The 18,673-nt window shown below is 66.4% G+C and carries 20 protein-coding genes; 11 read left to right on the top strand and 9 right to left on the bottom strand.

Going from position 1 to position 18,673, the window contains the following annotated elements; all coding sequences use genetic code 11:
* Window positions 1-82 precede the first annotated feature (82 nt).
* Window positions 83-817, top strand: a complete 735-nt coding sequence (locus ACGGKE_RS13255; RefSeq protein ID WP_394438630.1) for a Crp/Fnr family transcriptional regulator — start codon at window positions 83-85, stop codon at window positions 815-817.
* A 39-nt stretch (window positions 818-856) separates the two neighbouring features.
* Here ACGGKE_RS13255 and ACGGKE_RS13250 read toward each other — a convergent pair whose 3' ends face one another.
* Complete coding sequence (locus ACGGKE_RS13250) at window positions 857-1,423, bottom strand: HNH endonuclease (protein WP_228167831.1); 567 nt, start codon at window positions 1,421-1,423, stop codon at window positions 857-859.
* A 95-nt stretch (window positions 1,424-1,518) separates the two neighbouring features.
* Here ACGGKE_RS13250 and gluQRS point away from each other — a divergent pair, with 95 nt between their 5' ends.
* From gluQRS to egtD, 6 genes are all read left to right on the top strand, one after another.
* Window positions 1,519-2,433, top strand: a complete 915-nt coding sequence (gene gluQRS / locus ACGGKE_RS13245) for a tRNA glutamyl-Q(34) synthetase GluQRS (protein WP_394438629.1) — start codon at window positions 1,519-1,521, stop codon at window positions 2,431-2,433.
* A 10-nt stretch (window positions 2,434-2,443) separates the two neighbouring features.
* Window positions 2,444-2,680 (top strand): twin transmembrane helix small protein, encoded by a 237-nt coding sequence (locus ACGGKE_RS13240; protein ID WP_394438628.1) that lies wholly within the window; start codon window positions 2,444-2,446, stop codon window positions 2,678-2,680.
* An 18-nt stretch (window positions 2,681-2,698) separates the two neighbouring features.
* A complete protein-coding gene (locus ACGGKE_RS13235) occupies window positions 2,699-3,268 on the top strand; it encodes a cob(I)yrinic acid a,c-diamide adenosyltransferase (RefSeq protein WP_394438627.1) in 570 nt (189 codons plus the stop codon).
* A gap of 125 nt (window positions 3,269-3,393) precedes the next feature.
* The gene (locus ACGGKE_RS13230) at window positions 3,394-4,254 is read left to right on the top strand and encodes a GGDEF domain-containing protein (protein WP_394438626.1); all 861 of its coding nucleotides are present in this window, start codon (window positions 3,394-3,396) and stop codon (window positions 4,252-4,254) included.
* A 74-nt stretch (window positions 4,255-4,328) separates the two neighbouring features.
* Window positions 4,329-5,588 carry an ergothioneine biosynthesis protein EgtB gene (gene egtB, locus ACGGKE_RS13225; RefSeq protein ID WP_394438625.1) on the top strand — a complete coding sequence of 420 codons (1,260 nt, stop codon included), beginning with the start codon at window positions 4,329-4,331 and terminating at the stop codon, window positions 5,586-5,588.
* 2 nt (window positions 5,589-5,590) lie between these two features.
* Window positions 5,591-6,550: an L-histidine N(alpha)-methyltransferase gene (gene egtD / locus ACGGKE_RS13220; protein WP_394438624.1), complete on the top strand. Its 960-nt coding sequence runs from the start codon at window positions 5,591-5,593 to the stop codon at window positions 6,548-6,550.
* Window positions 6,551-6,565: 15 nt separating this feature from the next.
* Here egtD and ACGGKE_RS13215 read toward each other — a convergent pair whose 3' ends face one another.
* From ACGGKE_RS13215 to ACGGKE_RS13205, 3 genes are all read right to left on the bottom strand, one after another.
* Window positions 6,566-7,267, bottom strand: coding sequence for an HAD family hydrolase (locus tag ACGGKE_RS13215; RefSeq protein WP_394438623.1), 702 nt, complete (start codon window positions 7,265-7,267; stop codon window positions 6,566-6,568).
* A gap of 58 nt (window positions 7,268-7,325) precedes the next feature.
* Complete coding sequence (locus ACGGKE_RS13210; RefSeq protein ID WP_394438622.1) at window positions 7,326-8,372, bottom strand: DUF1176 domain-containing protein; 1,047 nt, start codon at window positions 8,370-8,372, stop codon at window positions 7,326-7,328.
* A 67-nt stretch (window positions 8,373-8,439) separates the two neighbouring features.
* A complete protein-coding gene (locus tag ACGGKE_RS13205) occupies window positions 8,440-9,759 on the bottom strand; it encodes a NupC/NupG family nucleoside CNT transporter (RefSeq protein ID WP_394438621.1) in 1,320 nt (439 codons plus the stop codon).
* Between the two features lie 167 nt (window positions 9,760-9,926).
* On the opposite strand from ACGGKE_RS13205, the gene ACGGKE_RS13200 reads away from it, so the two are divergent.
* Genes ACGGKE_RS13200 through ACGGKE_RS13190 form a run of 3 tightly spaced genes read left to right on the top strand, consistent with a single transcriptional unit; the run spans window position 9,927 to window position 12,912 of the window.
* Window positions 9,927-10,823: an intradiol ring-cleavage dioxygenase gene (locus ACGGKE_RS13200; protein WP_394438620.1), complete on the top strand. Its 897-nt coding sequence runs from the start codon at window positions 9,927-9,929 to the stop codon at window positions 10,821-10,823.
* A gap of 44 nt (window positions 10,824-10,867) precedes the next feature.
* A complete protein-coding gene (locus ACGGKE_RS13195; protein WP_394438619.1) occupies window positions 10,868-11,602 on the top strand; it encodes a response regulator in 735 nt (244 codons plus the stop codon).
* Window positions 11,599-12,912 (top strand): ATP-binding protein, encoded by a 1,314-nt coding sequence (locus ACGGKE_RS13190; protein ID WP_394438617.1) that lies wholly within the window; start codon window positions 11,599-11,601, stop codon window positions 12,910-12,912. Before ACGGKE_RS13195 ends, ACGGKE_RS13190 begins: the two co-directional genes overlap by 4 nt.
* 4 nt (window positions 12,913-12,916) lie before the next feature.
* Here ACGGKE_RS13190 and ACGGKE_RS13185 read toward each other — a convergent pair whose 3' ends face one another.
* The 5 genes from ACGGKE_RS13185 to typA all read right to left on the bottom strand — a co-directional run bounded on the left by ACGGKE_RS13185 (window position 12,917) and on the right by typA (window position 16,842).
* A complete protein-coding gene (locus tag ACGGKE_RS13185) occupies window positions 12,917-13,402 on the bottom strand; it encodes an ArsR family transcriptional regulator (RefSeq protein ID WP_394438616.1) in 486 nt (161 codons plus the stop codon).
* Window positions 13,380-13,799, bottom strand: coding sequence for a hypothetical protein (locus ACGGKE_RS13180; RefSeq protein ID WP_394438615.1), 420 nt, complete (start codon window positions 13,797-13,799; stop codon window positions 13,380-13,382). Before ACGGKE_RS13180 ends, ACGGKE_RS13185 begins: the two co-directional genes overlap by 23 nt.
* A 64-nt stretch (window positions 13,800-13,863) precedes the next feature.
* Complete coding sequence (locus tag ACGGKE_RS13175) at window positions 13,864-14,208, bottom strand: hypothetical protein (protein ID WP_394438614.1); 345 nt, start codon at window positions 14,206-14,208, stop codon at window positions 13,864-13,866.
* Between the two features lie 65 nt (window positions 14,209-14,273).
* Window positions 14,274-14,765 carry a response regulator transcription factor gene (locus ACGGKE_RS13170; protein WP_394438613.1) on the bottom strand — a complete coding sequence of 164 codons (492 nt, stop codon included), beginning with the start codon at window positions 14,763-14,765 and terminating at the stop codon, window positions 14,274-14,276.
* A 256-nt stretch (window positions 14,766-15,021) separates the two neighbouring features.
* Window positions 15,022-16,842, bottom strand: a complete 1,821-nt coding sequence (typA, locus tag ACGGKE_RS13165; RefSeq protein WP_394438611.1) for a translational GTPase TypA — start codon at window positions 16,840-16,842, stop codon at window positions 15,022-15,024.
* 241 nt (window positions 16,843-17,083) lie between these two features.
* On the opposite strand from typA, the gene ACGGKE_RS13160 reads away from it, so the two are divergent.
* The gene (locus ACGGKE_RS13160; RefSeq protein ID WP_394438609.1) at window positions 17,084-18,649 is read left to right on the top strand and encodes a S10 family peptidase; all 1,566 of its coding nucleotides are present in this window, start codon (window positions 17,084-17,086) and stop codon (window positions 18,647-18,649) included.
* Window positions 18,650-18,673 lie beyond the last annotated feature (24 nt).

Here is an 18,673-nt window from a genome sequence, read left to right as displayed (position 1 = left end):
TTTAGTGCAGAAGCTGAAAATGCAGCCAAAAGGCGGAAGGGGCGTTTTGCCATCGTAACGACTATTTTTGCAAGAAGGTGAGTTGGTGGCAACAAGCTGTTTCGCGGAGCAACTGACGCGCCATGTGCCGTTGTCCGACGCGGAAAAGGCAGCGTTGACGAAGTTGGAGGAAAACCCCCGCAAGATAAAGCGCGGGGCGATCATCCAGCGGGTCAATGAGCCTATTACTGAATTATTCGTGCTGCGCGAAGGGAGAGTGATGAGCTTCGTCATCCTGCCCGACGGGAGCCGGCAGATATTGCGCGTCTATTTTCCGGGCGACTTCATCGGTTCGGCCAGCACCATCTACAGCCGCGCGCCGGAATCGCTGGTTGCGCTGTCGGACGCGGTCGTGTGCCCGTTCGACAAGCTTGCGCTGCGCCGGCTGCTGGAGGAGCATCCGCGCGTCGCGGCGCTGCTGTTCCTGCTGTCCAATGCCGAGCGGGTGTCGATGACCGACCGGCTGGCGTCGCTGGGCCGCACATCAGCCAAGGCGCGGGTCGCCGCGTTCCTGCTGGACATGTTCCACCGGCTGCGCGTTACCGACGACAATATCCAGGACAGTTTCGAGCTGAAGCTGACGCAGGAGGAAATCGGCGATTCCATCGGCCTGACGTCGGTGCATGTGAACCGGATGATCCGGCAGATGGAGCAGGAAGGGCTGATCAGCCGCTCCAACGGGCGCATCACGTTGCTGGATGTGGAGCGGCTGGAGGATATCGGCCACTATACCAACCGGCACAAGGATATGGACCTGGACTGGCTGCCCGCCAGCTGATCGGCACGGGCGGCTGCCCGTCAACTGATCGGCGCGGGCTCAGGCGAGCAGTTCGACGTCCCAGTAGAGCCAGTCATGCCAGCTTTCATGCAGATAGCCCGGCGGGAAGCCGCGGCCATGTTCCTGCAACTGCCAGCTGGTCGGGCGGATCGGCTGCACATGCAATTGCATATGCGCTTCCTTGGGCGTGCGCCCGCCCTTCTTGAGATTGCAGGGCGAGCAGGCGGTCGCCACATTTTCCCAGGTGGTGCGGCCGCCGGCGCGGCGCGGCACGACATGGTCGAAGGTGAGATCGCTGGTCGAGCCGCAATATTGGCAGGCGAACCGGTCGCGCAGGAACAGGTTGAAGCGGGTGAAGGCGGGATGTTCGGACGGCTTCACATATTGTTTGAGCGCGATGACCGACGGGATCTTCATCTGGAGGCTGGGGCTGTGCACCTCCCGCTCATAGGAGGAGACGATGTCGACCCGTTCCAAAAAAACCGCCTTGATGGCGGTCTGCCAGGGCCACAGGCTCAACGGATAATAGCTGAGCGGCGTATAGTCTGCATTCAGAACAAGCGCCGGACAGTTTTCCGGGTGTCGTATCAGGTCGGGATGGTACATAGAAAAACTTCTACCCCCTTGCCGAAGCCGCTGATCCACCAGCAACATGACGCGCGTATGACAGCATTAACGAATATTGTTCGTCAAGGGCCTGTATGACACGGGCCGTCGCACCACAGCATATGGTGACCCGCTTCGCGCCGAGCCCCACCGGTCGATTGCATGTCGGCCATGGCTGGTCCGCGCTGATGGCGATGGACCTGGCGCGCGTGGCCGGAGGGACGATGCGGCTACGCATCGAGGATATCGACGGGACTCGCAGCCGGCCCGAACATGTGGCGGCGATCATCGAGGATCTGCGCTGGCTGGGCGTCGCATGGGACGGAGAGATCATTTTCCAGTCGCAGCGGACGGGCACCTATGCAGCGGCGCTGGACCGGCTGCGGGCGATGGGGCTGCTCTATCCCTGTTTCTGCACACGCGCCGACATCCAGGCGAGCGTGACCGCGCCGCACGGACCCGAAGGACCGGTCTATCCGGGCACCTGCCGCGGACTGAACGCGGCCGAGCGCGCGCGGCGGATCGCGGACGGAGAGGCCCATGCCTGGCGGATCGACATGGGCCGGGCCGTGGCGATGGCGGAGGCCGAGGCAGGCGTTGAGGCCGGGCCGCTGCGTTGGCGGGCCTTTGACGATGCCGGCGACGCGATGATGACGGCCGATCCACTGGCGCATGGCGACGTCGTGCTGGCGCGCAAGGATGCGCCGGCAAGCTATCATCTGTCCTGCACGCTGGACGACGCCGCGATGGGCGTGACGCATGTGCTGCGCGGCACCGACCTGCGCAGCGTGACGGACATTCACCGGCTGCTGCAGGCGCTGCTCGACCTGCCCTCCCCCGCCTATCGCCATCATCCGCTGCTGGTCGACGCGCAGGGGCGGCGCCTGGCCAAGCGCAGCGGGGCGATTGCGATCGCCGCGTTGCGGGCGCAGGGCATGGACCCGCACGCCCTGGCGATGGACCTGCGCGCCGGGCGCTTTCCGGTTGGCATCCGCTGCGGCAGCGCATAGGCTGGCGCGCATGAACACGGTCCTAGTCATCGCCCTCATCCTCGCCATGATCGCGACGCTGGTCGCGCTGGTGCGGGGCATCATCGCCTTCCTCCAGACCACCAAGGAGGATCTGAGCGCGCCCGAGGGCAGCGGCCCCAGCCCGGCGCGGCTGAAGCAGAACCGCATGATGATGAACCGCATCCTGTTCCAGGCGGGCGCGATCATCATCGTCGCCATATTGCTGATGGCCAAGGGGCATGGCTGAACGCGACGGACGGACGCCATGGTCAAGCTGAACAAGATCTACACGCGCACGGGCGATGGCGGCACGACGAGCCTGGCCGACGGGTCGCGCCTGCCCAAATATGCGCCGAGGATGCAGGCGGTGGGCGATGTCGACGAAGCGAACAGCGCCATTGGCCTGGCCATCATCGCCATGGGCGCCCGGCCCGAGACGCGCTGGCTGACCACCATCCAGAACGACCTGTTCGACCTGGGCGCGGACCTGGCGACGCCGATCACCGACGGCGAGGACGCGCCCTGGGCGCTGCGCATCGTCGCCAGCCAGGTCGCGCGGCTGGAAGCGGAGATCGACCTGATGAACGCCGAGTTGGCGCCGCTCGACAGCTTCGTCCTGCCCGGCGGATCGGCGGCGGCCGCGGCCGTCCACCTGGCGCGCGCGATCACGCGCCGAGCCGAGCGCAGCGCCACGGCGGCGGCCGTAGAGGTGGCGCTCAACCCGCAGGCGCTCGCCTTTCTCAATCGCCTGTCCGACCTGCTGTTCGTGCTGGCGCGGCGACTGAACGACAATGGCGCGGGCGATGTCAAATGGGTGCCGGGCGCGTCGCGCTGAGCCCGCCGGGTTCGTCCGGACTCATGCGCGCAACAGATCGGCTCATTCGCGCCCGTTAACCGTCTTTCTTGAGAAAGCCTTCAGACGGCGCGAGGAATTTCCGCGCGACTTGATAAGGGGTCGCCATGCAATTCTACCTCGCCACCTCGTTCATCTTCCCACGGTCGCTGCGCCTGCGCCTTTTCGCCGTCTGTTTCGTCGCCACTCATTTGCCGCTGCTCTGCTATATCGGCTGGGGCGCGGCGACCGGGCGGCTGGCGCTGGCGGAGGTGGTGACGCTTACGCTGGCGACGGTGGCGGGCACCGGCCTTGCGCTATACGGCATCGGCGCGCTGCTGACACCGATCCATGCGCTGGCCGACACGCTGAGCGCGCAATCGGGCGACAGCGCGCCGCTGCCCCGGGTCGGCGACGTCATCCAGAATCTCTATGCCGGGGTGCAGCGGGCGGCGGTGCTGACGCGAGCGCAGATCGACGATCTGGCGGTCGCCGCGCATGAGGACCCGCTGACGGGCGTTGCCAACCGGCGCGGATTCCTGGCGGGGATCGAGGCGCTGCCGACGGGCCAGCGCAAGGGCTGTGTCGCTCTGATCGACATTGATTTCTTCAAGCAGGTCAACGACCTGATGGGCCATGACGAGGGCGACCGGGTGCTGGCCGCCTTCGCCGACCGGCTGGCGTCGCAGGTGCGCCGCGCCGACCTGGTGGCGCGCTGGGGCGGCGAGGAGTTCGCCATCTTCTTTTGCAACAGCGTCGAGGAGGAGGCGAGCTGGGCGCTGGCGCGCATCGCCGAGCAGATGCGGCGCGAGCCCATCGGCCGCGTCAATGGCCGCATCATCAGCTTTTCGGCGGGCTTGAGCCGCTGGTCGGGCGGCCCGGTGGAGGAGGCGCTCGCGGCCGCCGACGGCGCGCTCTACGACGCCAAGCAGGCCGGGCGCGACCGGGTGTGCCGCGCTAGGGCCAGCCTTTCGGCCACCTGTCCCTAGGGGCAGCGGAACCCTTCCCCGGCCCATGCGCTTCTTCCCTGATGAGCGGCGCAACCGTATCGGAAGGGGCGTGAATGGCCAGAAGCTGGAGCGATGCACGCCAGGACGACCTGGCGACCCGCTACCGTGACGTTCGGGGCCTGACGCAGGCGATCGCCGCGCCCCTGTCCGACGCGGACGCGACGGTGCAGTCCATGCCGGACGCATCGCCGGCCAAATGGCATCTGGCGCATGTCACCTGGTTCTTCGAAACATTCGTGCTGCGCGATCATGTCGAGAATTATCGCCCGTTCGATCCGCGCTACGCCTATCTGTTCAACAGCTATTATGAGGCGGAAGGCCCGCGCCATGCCCGGCCGATGCGCGGCATGCTGAGCCGCCCGGTGCTGAGCGACATCCTGGCCTATCGCGCGCATGTCGACGCCGCGCTGATCGCGGCCTTGCCGACGTTGCCGCCGAGCGCCATGACGCTGGGCCTGCACCATGAGCAGCAACATCAGGAACTGATGCTGACGGACCTGCTGCATCTCTTTTCGCTCAACCCGCTGGAACCCGCCTTGTTCGAGGCGCGCAGCGCCAGCGCGGTGGACCTGCCCGGTCCGCTCCACTGGATCGAGGGGCGCGAGGGGCTGGCGGAGATTGGCGACGACGGGCGCAGCGGCTTCGCCTTCGACTGCGAGGGGCCGCGCCACCGCGCGCTGCTGCACCCCCATGCGCTGGCGCATCGCCCGATCACCAATGGCGAATGGATCGCCTTCATCGAGGATGGCGGCTATGCCACGCCCTCGCTATGGCTGTCGGACGGCTGGGCATGGGTTCAAGCGGAGGGCGTCGAGGCGCCGCTTTACTGGCGCCAGGGCGAACAGGGCTGGACCCGGTTCGGACTGGATGGACGGCAACCGGTAAACCCCGCCGCGCCGGTCACGCATATCAGCCTATATGAAGCCGACGCCTATGCCAGCTGGGCCGGCGCGCGATTGCCGACCGAGGCGGAATGGGAAAGCGCGGCGCAGAATATCGCGCCGGGCGGCGGCAACCAGTTCGACGGCGCGGCCAGCCCCCGCCCCCGCGCGGCCGCGCCCACCGACGCGCTGACGCAGATGTTCGGCGATGTGTGGGAATGGACCGGCAGCGCCTATCGCCCCCACCCCGGCTTTCGCGCGGCGCCCGGCGCGGTCGGGGAATATAATGGCAAGTTCATGTCCGGCCAGTTCGTGCTGAAGGGCGGCAGCTGCGCCACGCCGCGCGGCCATATAAGGGCCAGCTACCGCAATTTCTTCTACCCCCATCAACGCTGGCAGTTCACCGGACTGCGCCTGGCCAAGGATCTGTGACGATGCTGCTGACCGAGGAAGCCCCCGCCCGCCCGCGCACGATCGACCCGGCGTTCCGCCGCGACATATTGGATGGGCTGGCGCGCGAGCCCAAGGCCACGCCGCCCATCTGGTTCTACGACCGGCGCGGATCGGAATTGTTCGAACAGATCACCGACCTGCCCGAATATTATCCGACGCGCACCGAAACCGCGCTGCTGAAAGCCCATGGCCTGGATTTCGCGCGGGCGGTGGGCGAAGGGCGCGCGGTGGTGGAATTCGGCGCGGGCAGTTCGCGCAAGACGCCGCATCTGCTGCGCGCGATCCGGCCCGCCGCTTATGTGCCGATCGACATCAGCGGCGATTTCCTGCAGGCGAGCAGCGCGCAGCTGGCGGGCGACTTTCCCGAATTGCCGGTGCTGCCGGTCGTGGGCGACTTCAACCAGCCGCTCGACCTGCCGCGGGAGATTGCCGGCATGCCGCGCCTGGGCTTCTTTCCCGGATCGACGATCGGCAATATGGAGCCCGACGCGGCGGTCGACCTGTTGCGCGCGATGCGCCGGCTGCTGGGCGAGGACGCCATGCTGCTGATCGGCATGGACCGGATCAAGGATCGCGACCGGCTGATCGCCGCCTATGACGATGCGCAGGGCGTGACGGCCGCGTTCAACCTCAACCTGATCGAACGGATCAACCGCGAGCTGGAAGGCGACCTGCCGATCGACGGCTTTTCCCATCGCGCGGTGTGGAACGACGAGAAGGCGCGGATCGAGATGCATCTGGAAGCGGTGCGGCCGCTGCATTTCCACGTCGCCGGCGCCTGTTTCCACATGGATGCGGGCGAGACGATCCATACCGAGAGCAGCCACAAATATGGCACGCGCGATGAACGGCTGCTGCTGCGCGCGGGCGGATGGGAGCCGGTCGAGGAATGGACCGACGATGAAGGGCTGTTCGGGCTGGTGCTGGCGAAGGCGGGCTGACCGGCCCGCCAGGGCTCACGGCGTGGTGAGCAGCAGGTCGCGCAGGTCGGCGAGGCTGGGCAGCACATGGGCGCAGGCCAGCGTCAGCTCCTCGGTCGGCGGCAGCAAATCGGGCACCATGACGGTGGCGATGCCGGCGGCCGTGGCCGATCGGACCCCGGCATGACTGTCCTCCACCGCGACGATATGCGCCGGATCCACGCCAAGGCGCCGGGCGGCGAGCAGATAGGGTTCGGGATGCGGCTTGGGCCGCTCCACATCGCTGCGCGTCACGATCACGTCGAAATAATCGAGCAGGCCGCTGCGCGCCAGCCGCTGCTGCGCGAAGGGAGCGGCGGTGGAGGTGGCGAGCGCCATCGGGATGCCGGCTTGCGCGAGATGATCGAGCAGCAGCTCGGCGCCAGGCCGTAGCGGGATGCCGGCGTCGACCGCTGCTTCGAACAGGGCGTCGCTGTCGGCGTAGAATTGCGCAAGCGGGAAGTCCGGGCCGAGACGGTCGGCCAGCATCCGCTGATTTTCGTCGCGGTGAATGCCGACCATCGACAGGAGCAGCGCGTCGGAAAGCGGCCAGCCCAGCGCATTGCCGGTGTCGACGAACGCCTGACGATGCGCCGCTTCGGTATCGATCAGCGTGCCGTCCATGTCGAAGATGACGGCGCGCACCGGGTCGGGCAAGGCGGATCGCGACTGCGGAACGGTCAGGGATTGGGTAGCCATGAACAGGATATAGGCGCCGACCGGCCGCGCGCCATTGCAAAAGGCGACACGGCGATTGTCAATCGCTGACCCGCGCCGACCAGGTCCTGATCCAGTGCCAGGCGCCGCGACATTCGCCCATGCTGGTCGCTTCGGTCAGGCGGAAGCGCGTGCCGTCCCAGACATAGGTTTCGCTGCCGCCGCAATCGCCGATGCCGCGCCCCTTGGCGAAGCTCGACAATTCCGATTTCTCCGGAACCCAGCCGGCGTTGACCAGCATCGGCTTGGCTTCCTCCGCGCTCCAGCCGGGCTTGTAGTCGAAAGTGGCGAAATGAAAGGCGCGGCGGCCGGCGATGCCAGTGGCGACCACCGGGACCGTGGTGACATTATAGGCGCCGCTGCCGCAGGGCACGAGGATGAGCGTTTCGTTCTTCGAGAGGCGATGCAGTTCGGGCGGCTGAGCGGCGCGCATTTCCTGGGCGCAGCCAGTGAATTTGCCAAGCGCGGTCAGTTCCTCGCGCCAGAGGGTGACCGGCGTCCCGCTGGTGGGGACAGGCGCGCGCTTGACGACCGGCGCGGCGGGCGCAGGACGCACTGCCAGCGCGCCGAGCGGGCCCGTCGCGACCAGCGCGGTGCTGGTGCCGGCCCGCCCCTGTCGCGCGTCCATATAGCGCAGCGCCGCGCCCGATCCGGCCAGCGAGGGCCGGCCCAGCAGGCGATTGCCCGCGCGCAGCTCCAGCTGGCTGCCGCGCGCCATGGCGATGGCGAGGGCGGCGGCCTGCGGCCCGCGCACGGTGGCGTCGCCATCGCGGCTCTGCGCCGCAGCGATGCGGCGGCCATCGACGAAGAAACCGACCTCGCCCGCGCCCTTGGCGTCGCGACTGGTCCACACCTCCGCCTCCGCCTCCGGACCGGCGTCGCGCACGATGCCGACCATCACCGGATTGTCGGGCCAGGCGCCGCCTTCGGGCAGCAGCGCGACGGCTTCACACCGGTTGCGATTGTCGCAGCCGATCGTCCAGTCCTTGTAGGTTTCCAGAGTGCCGGGCGTCGGCGCCTGCGCGGCGCTCACGCCCGTCCAGCTCAGGGTCGCCAGTGCGACCGCAAGAAAAGTCTTTGCCCCCATGGCGTTAACCATAGCGCAAATGTGAGCGGAGGAACAGGCCCTGTATGAGAGGCGCGCGGTCGCCCCGTCAGAGGCTGAGCATCAGGCCCGCTAGCGCCGCGCTCATCAGGTTCGCAAGGCTGCCCGCGATCAGCGCCTTGATGCCCAGCTTCGCGATCATCGGCCGCTGATTGGGCGCGAGATTGCCGGTAACCGCCATCTGGATCGCGATCGAGCTGAAATTGGCGAAACCGCACAGCGCAAAGGTGACGATGGCGATGGTGGTGGGCGACAGCGCGCCCTGCACCTGGCCCAGATTGATGTAGGCGACGAATTCGTTGAGCACGACCTTCGTGCCGAACAGGCCGCCGGCGACCTGTGCTTCGGTCCAGGGGATGTTGAGCAGATACATGACCGGCGAGAAGACATAGCCGAGCAGCAGCTGGAAGCTGAGATCGGGATAGCCGAACAGCGCGCCGATGCCGCCCAATATGCCGTTGGCCAGCGCCACGAGCGCAACGAAGGCGAGCACCATGGCGCCGACCGCGACAGCGAGTTTGACACCTGTCTGCGCGCCCTGCGCCGCGGCCATGATGATGTTTGCGGGGCGTTCCTCGTCATGCGTGGCGGGCGGCATGGGCTCGCCGGGCGTCGTCTCGCTCATCAGCGCGGCCGGCCCGGCGCCGCTCATCCGGATTTCCGGCAGCGGCAGATCGCGTGCTTCGCCCAGCGGCAGTTCGGGTTCGCGCTCCGGCTCGTCGGGCATGATGATCTTGGCCATCAGCAGGCCGCCGGGCGCGGCCATGAAGCTGGCGGCGAGCAGATAGTCGATGCGGATCCCCATGGAAGCATAGGCGGCCAGGATGGTGCCGGCGACGCCCGCCATGCCGCTGGTCATCACCGCGAACAGCTGGGCGGGATTGAGGCCGGCGAGATAGGGGCGGATGACCAGCGGGCTTTCGCTCTGCCCGACGAAGATATTGGCGGCCGCGCACAGGCTTTCGACCTTGGACACGCCCGTCACCTTCTCGATCGCGCCGCCGACCCAGCGGACGACGAACTGCATGATGCCGAGATAATAAAGGATCGACACCAGGCTGGCGAAGAAGATGATGACCGGCAGCGCCGCGATCGCGAAGCTGGCGCCGCCGACGTCGGGCCGGGCGAGCGGGCCGAAGATGAAGTCGGTGCCCGCCTGCGCATAGCCGAGCAGGTTCGACACGCCCCGCGACATGCCGCCGATGACGGCGCGGCCGGCCGGCACATAGAGCACCAGAAGCGCGATGCCCGCCTGCAGCAGGAAGGCCGCGCCGACCACGCGCAGGCGGATGGCGCGGCGGTTGGAGGAGAGGGCGAAGGCGATGGCGAGGATCAGGACAATGCCGGCAAGGCCGATGAGAAGATGCATGAAGCGCTTTCGCGGGAGGAGGCAAACGGGGCGACTATATGGACCCGGCACCGCCGAGGCCAGTGTTTTGGCATGCTACAAAGCCGCTACATCGGGCAATCGCCCGGAGACAAGCCTCCTCTATCGCGCCGATGAGGGCCTGAAAAGACAGCATGAGAGGCAGGGTAATGAGCGGACGGGACGAAGCCCATGATCATGGGTTGCTGCACGATCTGGAACGGATGCGCGAACTGGCGCGGGAAAATATCGGGCGGCGGCGCACCTTGCGCCTGCTCTTTTCCGCGAGCGGCGCCGCGCTGATCGGTGCGTGCGGCGGATCCGGATCATCGGTCGGATCGACAGCGACGCCGACACCTACGCCCACGCCGACACCCACGCCGACCCCGACGCCCACGCCGACATCGAGCGACAGCTGCGTCGCCGACCCCGAGGAGGTCAACGGCCCCTATCCCGCCGACGGATCCAACAGCAGCAACGGCAGTGTGGTCAATGTGCTGGACGATAGCGGCATCCAGCGCAGCGACATCCGGTCGAGCTTCGGATCGGCGAGCCGCACCGCCAACGGCGTGACGATGACGCTCACCATCACCGTCGTCGACGTGAACAGCGGCTGCGCCGCGCTGGAGGGCTATGCCGTCTATATCTGGCACTGCACCAGCGACGGGCTCTATTCGCTCTATACCGTGCCGGACGAAAATTACCTGCGCGGCGTGGGCGTGACCGACGCCAATGGCCAGGTGACCTTCACCAGCATCTTTCCCGGCTGCTATGACGGGCGATACCCGCATGTCCATTTCGAGGTCTATCCAAGCCTGGCGCGGGCGACGAGCTACAGCAACCGGCTGCTCTGTTCACAGTTCGCGATGCCGCAGGCGGCCTGCGACACGGTCTATGCGAGCAGCGGCTATGCCAGCAGCGCGACCAACTTCGCCCGCACATCGACCAGCAGCGACAATGTGTTCGGCGACAATAGCAGCGCTCAGGTCACGGCGATGACGCCGGTAATGACCGGCGACCTGACCAATGGCTTTACCGGCACGGTGACGGTCGGGCTGGCGATCTGATGGGGCTGACACGGATGATTTTGCAGGACGAGATTTTACCCGATATGCTGGCCCCCGCTATGGATGGTTCGCGCATATTGGTGGTCGATGACGATGGCGACATCCGCGCCCTCCTGTCCGATTTTCTGGAACAGCACGGCTTTGCCGTGACCGCGGTGGCCGATGGCGCGGCGATGGACCGGGCGATGGCGGCCGACGCGTTCGACATCGCCGTGCTGGACGTGATGATGCCGGGCGAGGACGGGTTGTCGATCCTGCGGCGGCTGGCCGCGCGCGGGGGATTGCCGGTCATCATGCTGTCGGCGATCGGCAGCGACATCGACCGGATCGTCGGCCTGGAAATGGGGGCGGAGGATTATCTGCCCAAGCCGTGCAATCCGCGCGAATTGCTGGCGCGCATCCGCACCGTGCTGCGCCGGCACCGGCGGCAGGAAGCGGCCGATCCGACGGCGCGCAAGCTGCGCTTTGCAGGGTGGCAGATCGACATGGGCGCGCGGCTGCTGACCGATCCCGACAATGTCGTCGTCACGTTGACCGATGGCGAATTCCGCCTGCTGCGCGCGTTCATCGAGCATCCGCGCCGGGTACTGAGCCGCGACCAGCTGCTCGATTATTCGACCGGCAGCGAAACCGAAAGCTATGACCGCGCGATCGACGTGCAGGTGAGCCGCCTGCGCCGCAAGCTGGAACGCGGCGCGCGGCGCGAGGGCGTCGACGACCTGGTGCGCACCGTGCGCAACGAAGGCTATATGTTCACCGCCGAGGTGCGCCCGGCGTGAGCGCGCCCCTGGAGCGGATCAACCCGTCGATCCTGACTCGCATCGTCGCACTGGTGGCGGCGTCGCTGCTGCTGGCGCTGGCGGCAATGATGCTGGTCGCCTTTCGCGGTCCCCCGCCCCATGCCCGACCGATGCTGCTGGGCGAGGCGGCGCAGCTGCTGCGCGGCGCCGGCGCGAGCGATGCGCCCGGTTCGGCCTGGAGCGTCACGCGCTACCGGTCGGATCGCGCGCCGCAGCCCGAGCCCGAACAGGAAATTGCTGGTCAGCAAGGCGCACAGATCGCCCGGCTGATCGGCGTGCCGGCCGCCGACATCCGCCTGCTGCGCCAAAAGCCGCCAGCGTCGATGCGGGCGATGGTGCGCGCGGACCAAGGGCAGATGCTGCACCGCGCCTTCATACTGGCGCAGCGGGACGGCCAGGGCTGGCGCGTCATCCAGGCGTGGCAGGGCGCGAACCTGCGCTGGTATGCCATCACCCTGTCGCTGATGGCGGGCATTTTCGTGCTGCTGCTGCTGCCCGCTTACTGGGTGGCGCGGCGCATCACCCAGCCGATCCGCCAGCTGGCCGAAGGCGCGGCCACCGAACGGCCCGAACAGGCGCAGCCGCTGCCGCTGAACGGGCCGCCCGAAGTGCGGGCGGTGGGCGCCGCCTATAATCATATGCGCGCGCGGATCGCCGATTATCTGAACGAGCGCACGGCGATGCTGGTGGCAATCGCCCATGACCTGCGCACGCCGATGACGCGCCTGTCCTTCCGCCTGGAGCAATTGCCCGACGCGCCGCGGGCGAAGGCCCAGGCCGATGTCGAGGAAATGCGCGCGATGGTGACGACGCTGCTCGATTTCATGCGCCAGGGGTCGGAGCCAATGGCGCGGGTGCGGGTCGACCTGTCGGCGATCGTCGAGACGCTGGCGGACGACCTGGCTGACATGGGCCAGGATGTGGCGGTGGTGCGCAGCGCGCGCGCTGTGGCGCTGGGCGACGCCGGGGCGCTGCGCCGCTGCATCGGCAATCTGGTCGAAAATGCGGTGCGCTATGGCGGATTGGCGCGGATCGCCATCGACGTGAAGGGTGGCCGCGCGACGATCCTTGTCGAGGATGACGGACCGGGCGTGCCCGAGGCGGCGATCGAGCGGCTGTGCGAACCCTTTTACCGGGGCGAAGCGTCCCGCAATCGCGAGACGGGCGGCGTGGGCCTGGGCCTGTCGATCGCGCGGACGATAGCCGACAGCCTTGGCGGGCGGATCAGTTTCGCCAACCGGGCGGAAGGCGGGCTGCGGGTGAGCCTGATCCTGCCGCTCGTCGGCTGACAAGTCAGCGCCCCGCGCCTTCCTCCGCGCCGAAGGCGATCGAGAGCCAGGAGGTCATGGCGTCCACCGCCAGCGATGTGAGCCGCATGATGCGCCGCCGCTGGCCGCTGGGCGACAGGCGATGTTCGGCCAGCAAGCCGCGCCGTTCCAATATGCCGACATGATTGAGCATGACGTTCATCGACAGGCGCAGCGTCTCGCTGACCTGTTCGAGCGTCATCGTCCGGCCCTCCAGTTCCGCCTGGAAGAGCAGGAGCAGCATGTCCCAGGCGGGATCGGCGAAGAGGTTCTGGCCGAAGATCATCGCGCGGACGCGGCGCGCCTCGACATAGCGGGCGAGCATGGCGAAGCCGTCGCCATCCTGCCCGTCCAGCACCGGCGGTTCTTCCTGCAGCGCGTGGAAGCTGGTGAGGCAGCGTTGCAGCGCGACCACCAGGTCCACCGCCTGCTGGGTCGGCATGGCGCGTTCACGCGGGATATGCGCGGTCATGGCGAGCCTTCCGGTCGAGTTCGATGCCGATGATGGTGAAGAGGAGAAGCGGGATGACCCAGACCGTGCTGAGCCCGGCATAGATGCGGTCGATAAAATCGGGCATGATGAGCGTGGCGACATGAGTGAGCACGGTCATCAGTTGGGCCCCCGCCGCCCAGACCGGCCAGTAGCTGGTAGACCGAAGCATCAGCCAGATCAGTCCGCACAAGAGCAACAAGTCGACGATGGCAAGCCAATATTGAGTCGCATGCCATGATCCAGCCAGTTGGGCCGGCACCGTCAGCAAAACGCTGAGCAGGAAGAGCGCGACGAACCATCGCCCTTCCCGGCCGCCAAAGAGCGCGGCGAACAGGCAGGCCATCAGTGTCAGGAGCCAGAAGGAAGCCGCCAGCATCCGAATCTCCGTTTGTGAGAGGGGTCAAACATCGGGTCCGAACACCAGCGACTTCCCACCCCGGTCAGGCGACCAAGGTCAGGTGACGCGCGGTTTCGCGCTCTTCCAGTTCGAGGCCGATCGGGCAACCGACGGAAGTGACGGGAATGGCGCTATGTTCAAGGCAGCGGGTCAGCAAGGCGGTCGCGCGGATCATGTCGCTGCGGCTTTCGATGAGCTTGGTCGCGCTGTCGTGGATCTGCTTGAGGATGCGCTGGCTTTCGCTCGCGGTAAGGCCGGAGTTCTGCGACGCGGCCACGAAGGCCGATGTCAGATGCGCCGTGTCAGCCAATGCCGTGTCGAGGGCGGCGAAGGCCTGACGGGTCTGGTCGGCGACGGCCTGGGTCTTGGCGGGATCGAGATTGAGCACAAGTCTTCTCCTTCACACGCGCCGATGCCGGCGGTGCGTTCTTCAGCAGGACGTTCCAGGAAGGATCAGGCCAGGAGCCGAAAGGCTCCTGCAAGCAACAGCAGCAAAGCGACGACACCGACCCCGGTCAGGATCGCGGCCCGGATCATCGCCAATATGCGGCCGTCGATGCTCAGTTCGTTGGTCGATCCCCCAAGCGGCGGGCCGAAGGCGAGGATGCGGCGCAGGACCGTGGTGGGCTGTTGCGGCGTATCCGGCTTGTCCGGCTGGACCGGGGATGGCGCAGCCGGCGGGTCGGAGGCAAGCGCTTCCGGTTGATATATCAAGGGCTGATATGTGCCGAACTGGGGCGATGGTTGCTCAGCCGAAACGAATAGCCGCGCCGCTTCCTTGCGTGAGGGCACGCCGAATTTGCGCAGGCTGGTGCGCACGCGCTGGTCGACCGTATGTTCCGAGACATGCAGCTGCCGCGCGATTTCCTTCGAATTGAAGCCCTGCGCCACCAGCCGCAGGCACTGCTTTTCTCCCTCACTCAAGGCTGGCAGGGTTTCCGCCACTCCGTCATTCCTCCTGCGCGCGCCTGTATCGATGAACGAACCGGACCGATCGCATCATCCAGTCGCGCGCCTTGCTTGCAGAACCATCGGTTACGATTCGGTTCGCCCTAGACCGTAAAGATGACATGACAGGGCAAGGCGAGGCAATGCGGGTGCCCGAGCATCGCGCCGCCTGTCCCGTTCTGAGTCGTCGCCCTGAAAAGCGAAGGGGCCGGCGCCTTCCGGCGCCAGCCCCTTTTGCATATCGTCGGGCCGATCAGGCGGCGGCCTTCGAGCGGCTCATGCGCTTGCGCTCGTTGGGATCAAGATAGCGCTTGCGCAAGCGAATAGTCTTGGGCGTGACCTCAACCATTTCATCATCGTCGATATAGGCGATGGCCTGTTCCAGCGTCATCTTCTTGGGCGGCGTCAGGCGGATCGAGTCGTCCTTGCCGCTGGCGCGGAAGTTGGTCAGCGCCTTGGACTTCATCGGGTTGACCTCAAGATCTTCGGGCTTGGCGTTCTCGCCGATGATCATGCCTTCATAGAGCGCTTCGCCGACGCCCACGAACAGGATGCCGCGATCTTCGAGCGGGCCCAGCGCATAGGCGTTGGCTTCGCCCGCGCCGTTCGAGATCAGGACGCCGTTCTTGCGGCCTTCGATCTTGCCCTTGTGGGGGCCATATTTCTCGAACAGGCGGTTCATGATGCCGGTGCCGCGCGTGTCGGACAGGAATTCGCCATGATAGCCGATCAGGCCGCGCGAGGGGGCGGAGAAGGTGATGCGGGTCTTGCCGCCGCCCGAGGGGCGCATATCGGTCATCTCGGCCTTGCGGATGTTCATCTTGTCGACGACGGTGCCGGAAAATTCATCGTCCACGTCGATGACGACAGTTTCATAGGGCTCGGTCTTGCCGCCATTCTCATCCTCGCCGAACAGCACGCGCGGACGCGAGATGCCCAGTTCGAAGCCTTCGCGGCGCATGGTTTCGATGAGGACGCCCAGCTGAAGCTCGCCACGACCGGCGACTTCGAAACTGTCCTTGTCGTCCGATTCCGTCACCTTGATGGCGACGTTGGATTCGGCTTCGCGCGCCAGACGATCGCGGATCATGCGGCTCGTCACCTTGCTGCCTTCGCGGCCCGCCATCGGCGAATCATTGACGGCGAAGCGCATCGACAGGGTCGGCGGGTCGATCGGCTGCGCCTTGATCGGCACGCTGACCTGCGGGTCGGCGATGGTGTTGGCGACGGTCGCGACGGTGAGGCCCGCAAGCGAGATGATGTCGCCGGCCTTGGCTTCGTCCACGGGGACGCGGTCCAGGCCCTGGAAGGACATGATCTTCGACGCGCGGCCGGTTTCGATCACATTGCCGTCCATGTCGAGCGCATGGATCGGCTGGTTCACCTTGACCGTGCCCGACTGGACGCGGCCGGTGAGGATGCGGCCGAGGAAATTGTCGCGATCGAGCAGGGTCACGAGGAAGCTGAACGGCGCGTCCTGATCCAGCGCCGGCGGCGGCACATGGTCGACGATCTTCTGGAACAGCGGCTCCAGCGTGCCTTCGCGGCGCTGGGGGTCTTCGCTGGCATAACCGTTGCGGCCCGACGCGTAGAGGACGGGGAAGTCGAGCTGCTCGTCGGTGGCGTCCAGCGTCACGAACAGGTCGAACACTTCATCCAGCACTTCCTGGATGCGTTCGTCCGGGCGATCGACCTTGTTGACGACGACGATGGGCTTGAGGCCCAGGGCCAGCGCCTTGCCGGTGACGAACTTGGTCTGCGGCATTGCGCCTTCCGACGAATCGACCAGCAGGATGACGCCGTCGACCATCGAGAGGATGCGCTCCACTTCACCGCCGAAGTCGGCGTGGCCGGGCGTGTCGACGATGTTGATGCGCGTGCCGTTCCATTCGACCGAGGTGGGCTTCGCCAGGATGGTGATGCCGCGCTCCTTTTCCAGATCGTTGGAGTCCATCGCGCGCTCTTCGACGCGCTGATTGTCGCGGAAGGTGCCGGACTGGCGGAAAAGCTGGTCGACGAGAGTGGTCTTGCCATGGTCGACGTGCGCGATGATGGCGATGTTACGCAGGGACATGAAGCTGCCTTTGGGATCGGGTTTCCCGGCGGGCACAACGCCTGTCCAGGACTATCGGGCGCGCCCCTACAGGAAATGATGCGTTGCGGCAAGGGTGGCGGCGAAGGATAGCGGCAGGGGACGCGGCAACGAAGCGGGGCGGGCCGATGCATGAGACAGGATACCACGGGCAGTTGCACAAGCGTACAACCGCTCTATGGAGGCGACACAGGATCGCACCATCAGAAAGGATGACAAGCCGATGCGGCTGCCCAAGTCCCTCACCTCTTTTTCCCTGTCGCTGACATCGCTGATCGCGCTGGCGTCGCCGGCGATCGCGCAGAAGGATGCGCCCGACGCCGCCAGGCAGCATGCCGAGAAGATCGCCGAGGATGTCGCGGCCAACTGGGCCAGCGCGCCGGTCGAGGAAGTCACGCAGAGCAGCAAGGGCACGGCGCGAGTCGACGGGAAGAGCATCCCATATACCCAGACTGCCGGCACGCTCACCATCCGCGACGAGAAGGGCAAGCCGGTCGCGAGCATGTTCTACACCGCCTATACGGCGGCGGGGAAGAACCGCCCTGTCACCTTCTTCTACAATGGCGGCCCCGGTTCCTCCTCGCTGTGGCTGCGCATGGGCAGCTTCGCGCCGATGCATGTGCGCACCGGCGACCCGCAAGCGGTGCAGCCAGCGCCCTTCGACGTGGGGCCGAACAATGACAGCCTGATCGGCAGCACCGACATGGTGTTCCTGGACGCGATCGGCGCCGGCTATTCGCGCCCGATCGGCGACGCCAAGGGATCGGACTTTTACGGCGTCGACCAGGATGTGGATGCTTTCGCCAAGGCGATCATCCGCTACACAACGAAAAATGGCCGCTGGGGCGACCCCAAATATATTTTCGGCGAAAGCTACGGCACGACCCGGTCGGGCGCGCTCGCCTACCAGCTGGAGGATCGCGGGCTGGCACTGAACGGCGTGGTGCTGCTGTCGTCGATCATGAACTATGGCATCCGCCAGTCGGGCTTCGACACCATCCATGTCGGCTATCTGCCGAGCTATGCGGCGACCGCCTGGTATCATAACAAGGTGCCCGGCGGCCGCCCCGCCAGCCTGGAGGCCTTTGTCGAGGAAGCGCGCCAGTTCGCCAACGGGCCCTATGCCACCGCGTTGCTGAAGGGCCAGGACATCACGCCGCAGGAAACCGACGAGATCGCGCAGCAGCTCAATCGCTATACCGGCCTGTCGGTCGATTATCTCAAGCGCGCCAACCTGCGCGTCAACCTGTCGCGCTTCCGCAAGGAGCTGCTGCGCGACGAACATGCGACGCTGGGCCGATTCGACAGCCGCTACACCGGGATCGACGCCGACACGGCGGGCGAGGAACCGGAATATGATCCGTCGAGCACCGGCATCACCGGCCTCTATGTCGGCAGCTTCCTGGACCAGGTGACGCGGCAGATTGGCTACAAGACCGACCTCAGCTATCGCCTCAGCGCGCGCGAGGGCGGCGATTTCAAATGGGACTGGAGCCACGAGCCGCCCGAAGGCTACAAGCAGAATGTCGCGGACGTAACCGCTGACCTGAGCGCCGCGATGCGCACCAACCCGCATCTGCGCGTGCTGTCGCTCAACGGCTATTATGACATGGCGACGCCCTTCTTCTCGACCGAGCGCGACCTCAAGCACATGATGCTGGAGCCGCAGCTGCGGCAGAATTTACAGTTCCGCTATTATCCGGCGGGGCACATGGTCTATCTGAACCCGGAGGCGCTGCACCAGATGCGGCTCGACATGGAGCGCTATTACGCGGAAGGCGTGCGCTGATCCGAACGAGGGCGGTGGTCATCC

The sequence above is a fragment of the Sphingobium naphthae genome (assembly GCF_043589935.1).
In the GTDB taxonomy this organism is placed as follows: Bacteria; Pseudomonadota; Alphaproteobacteria; order Sphingomonadales; family Sphingomonadaceae; genus Sphingobium; species Sphingobium naphthae_A.
This window is presented reverse-complemented; position numbering and strand designations above follow the sequence as displayed.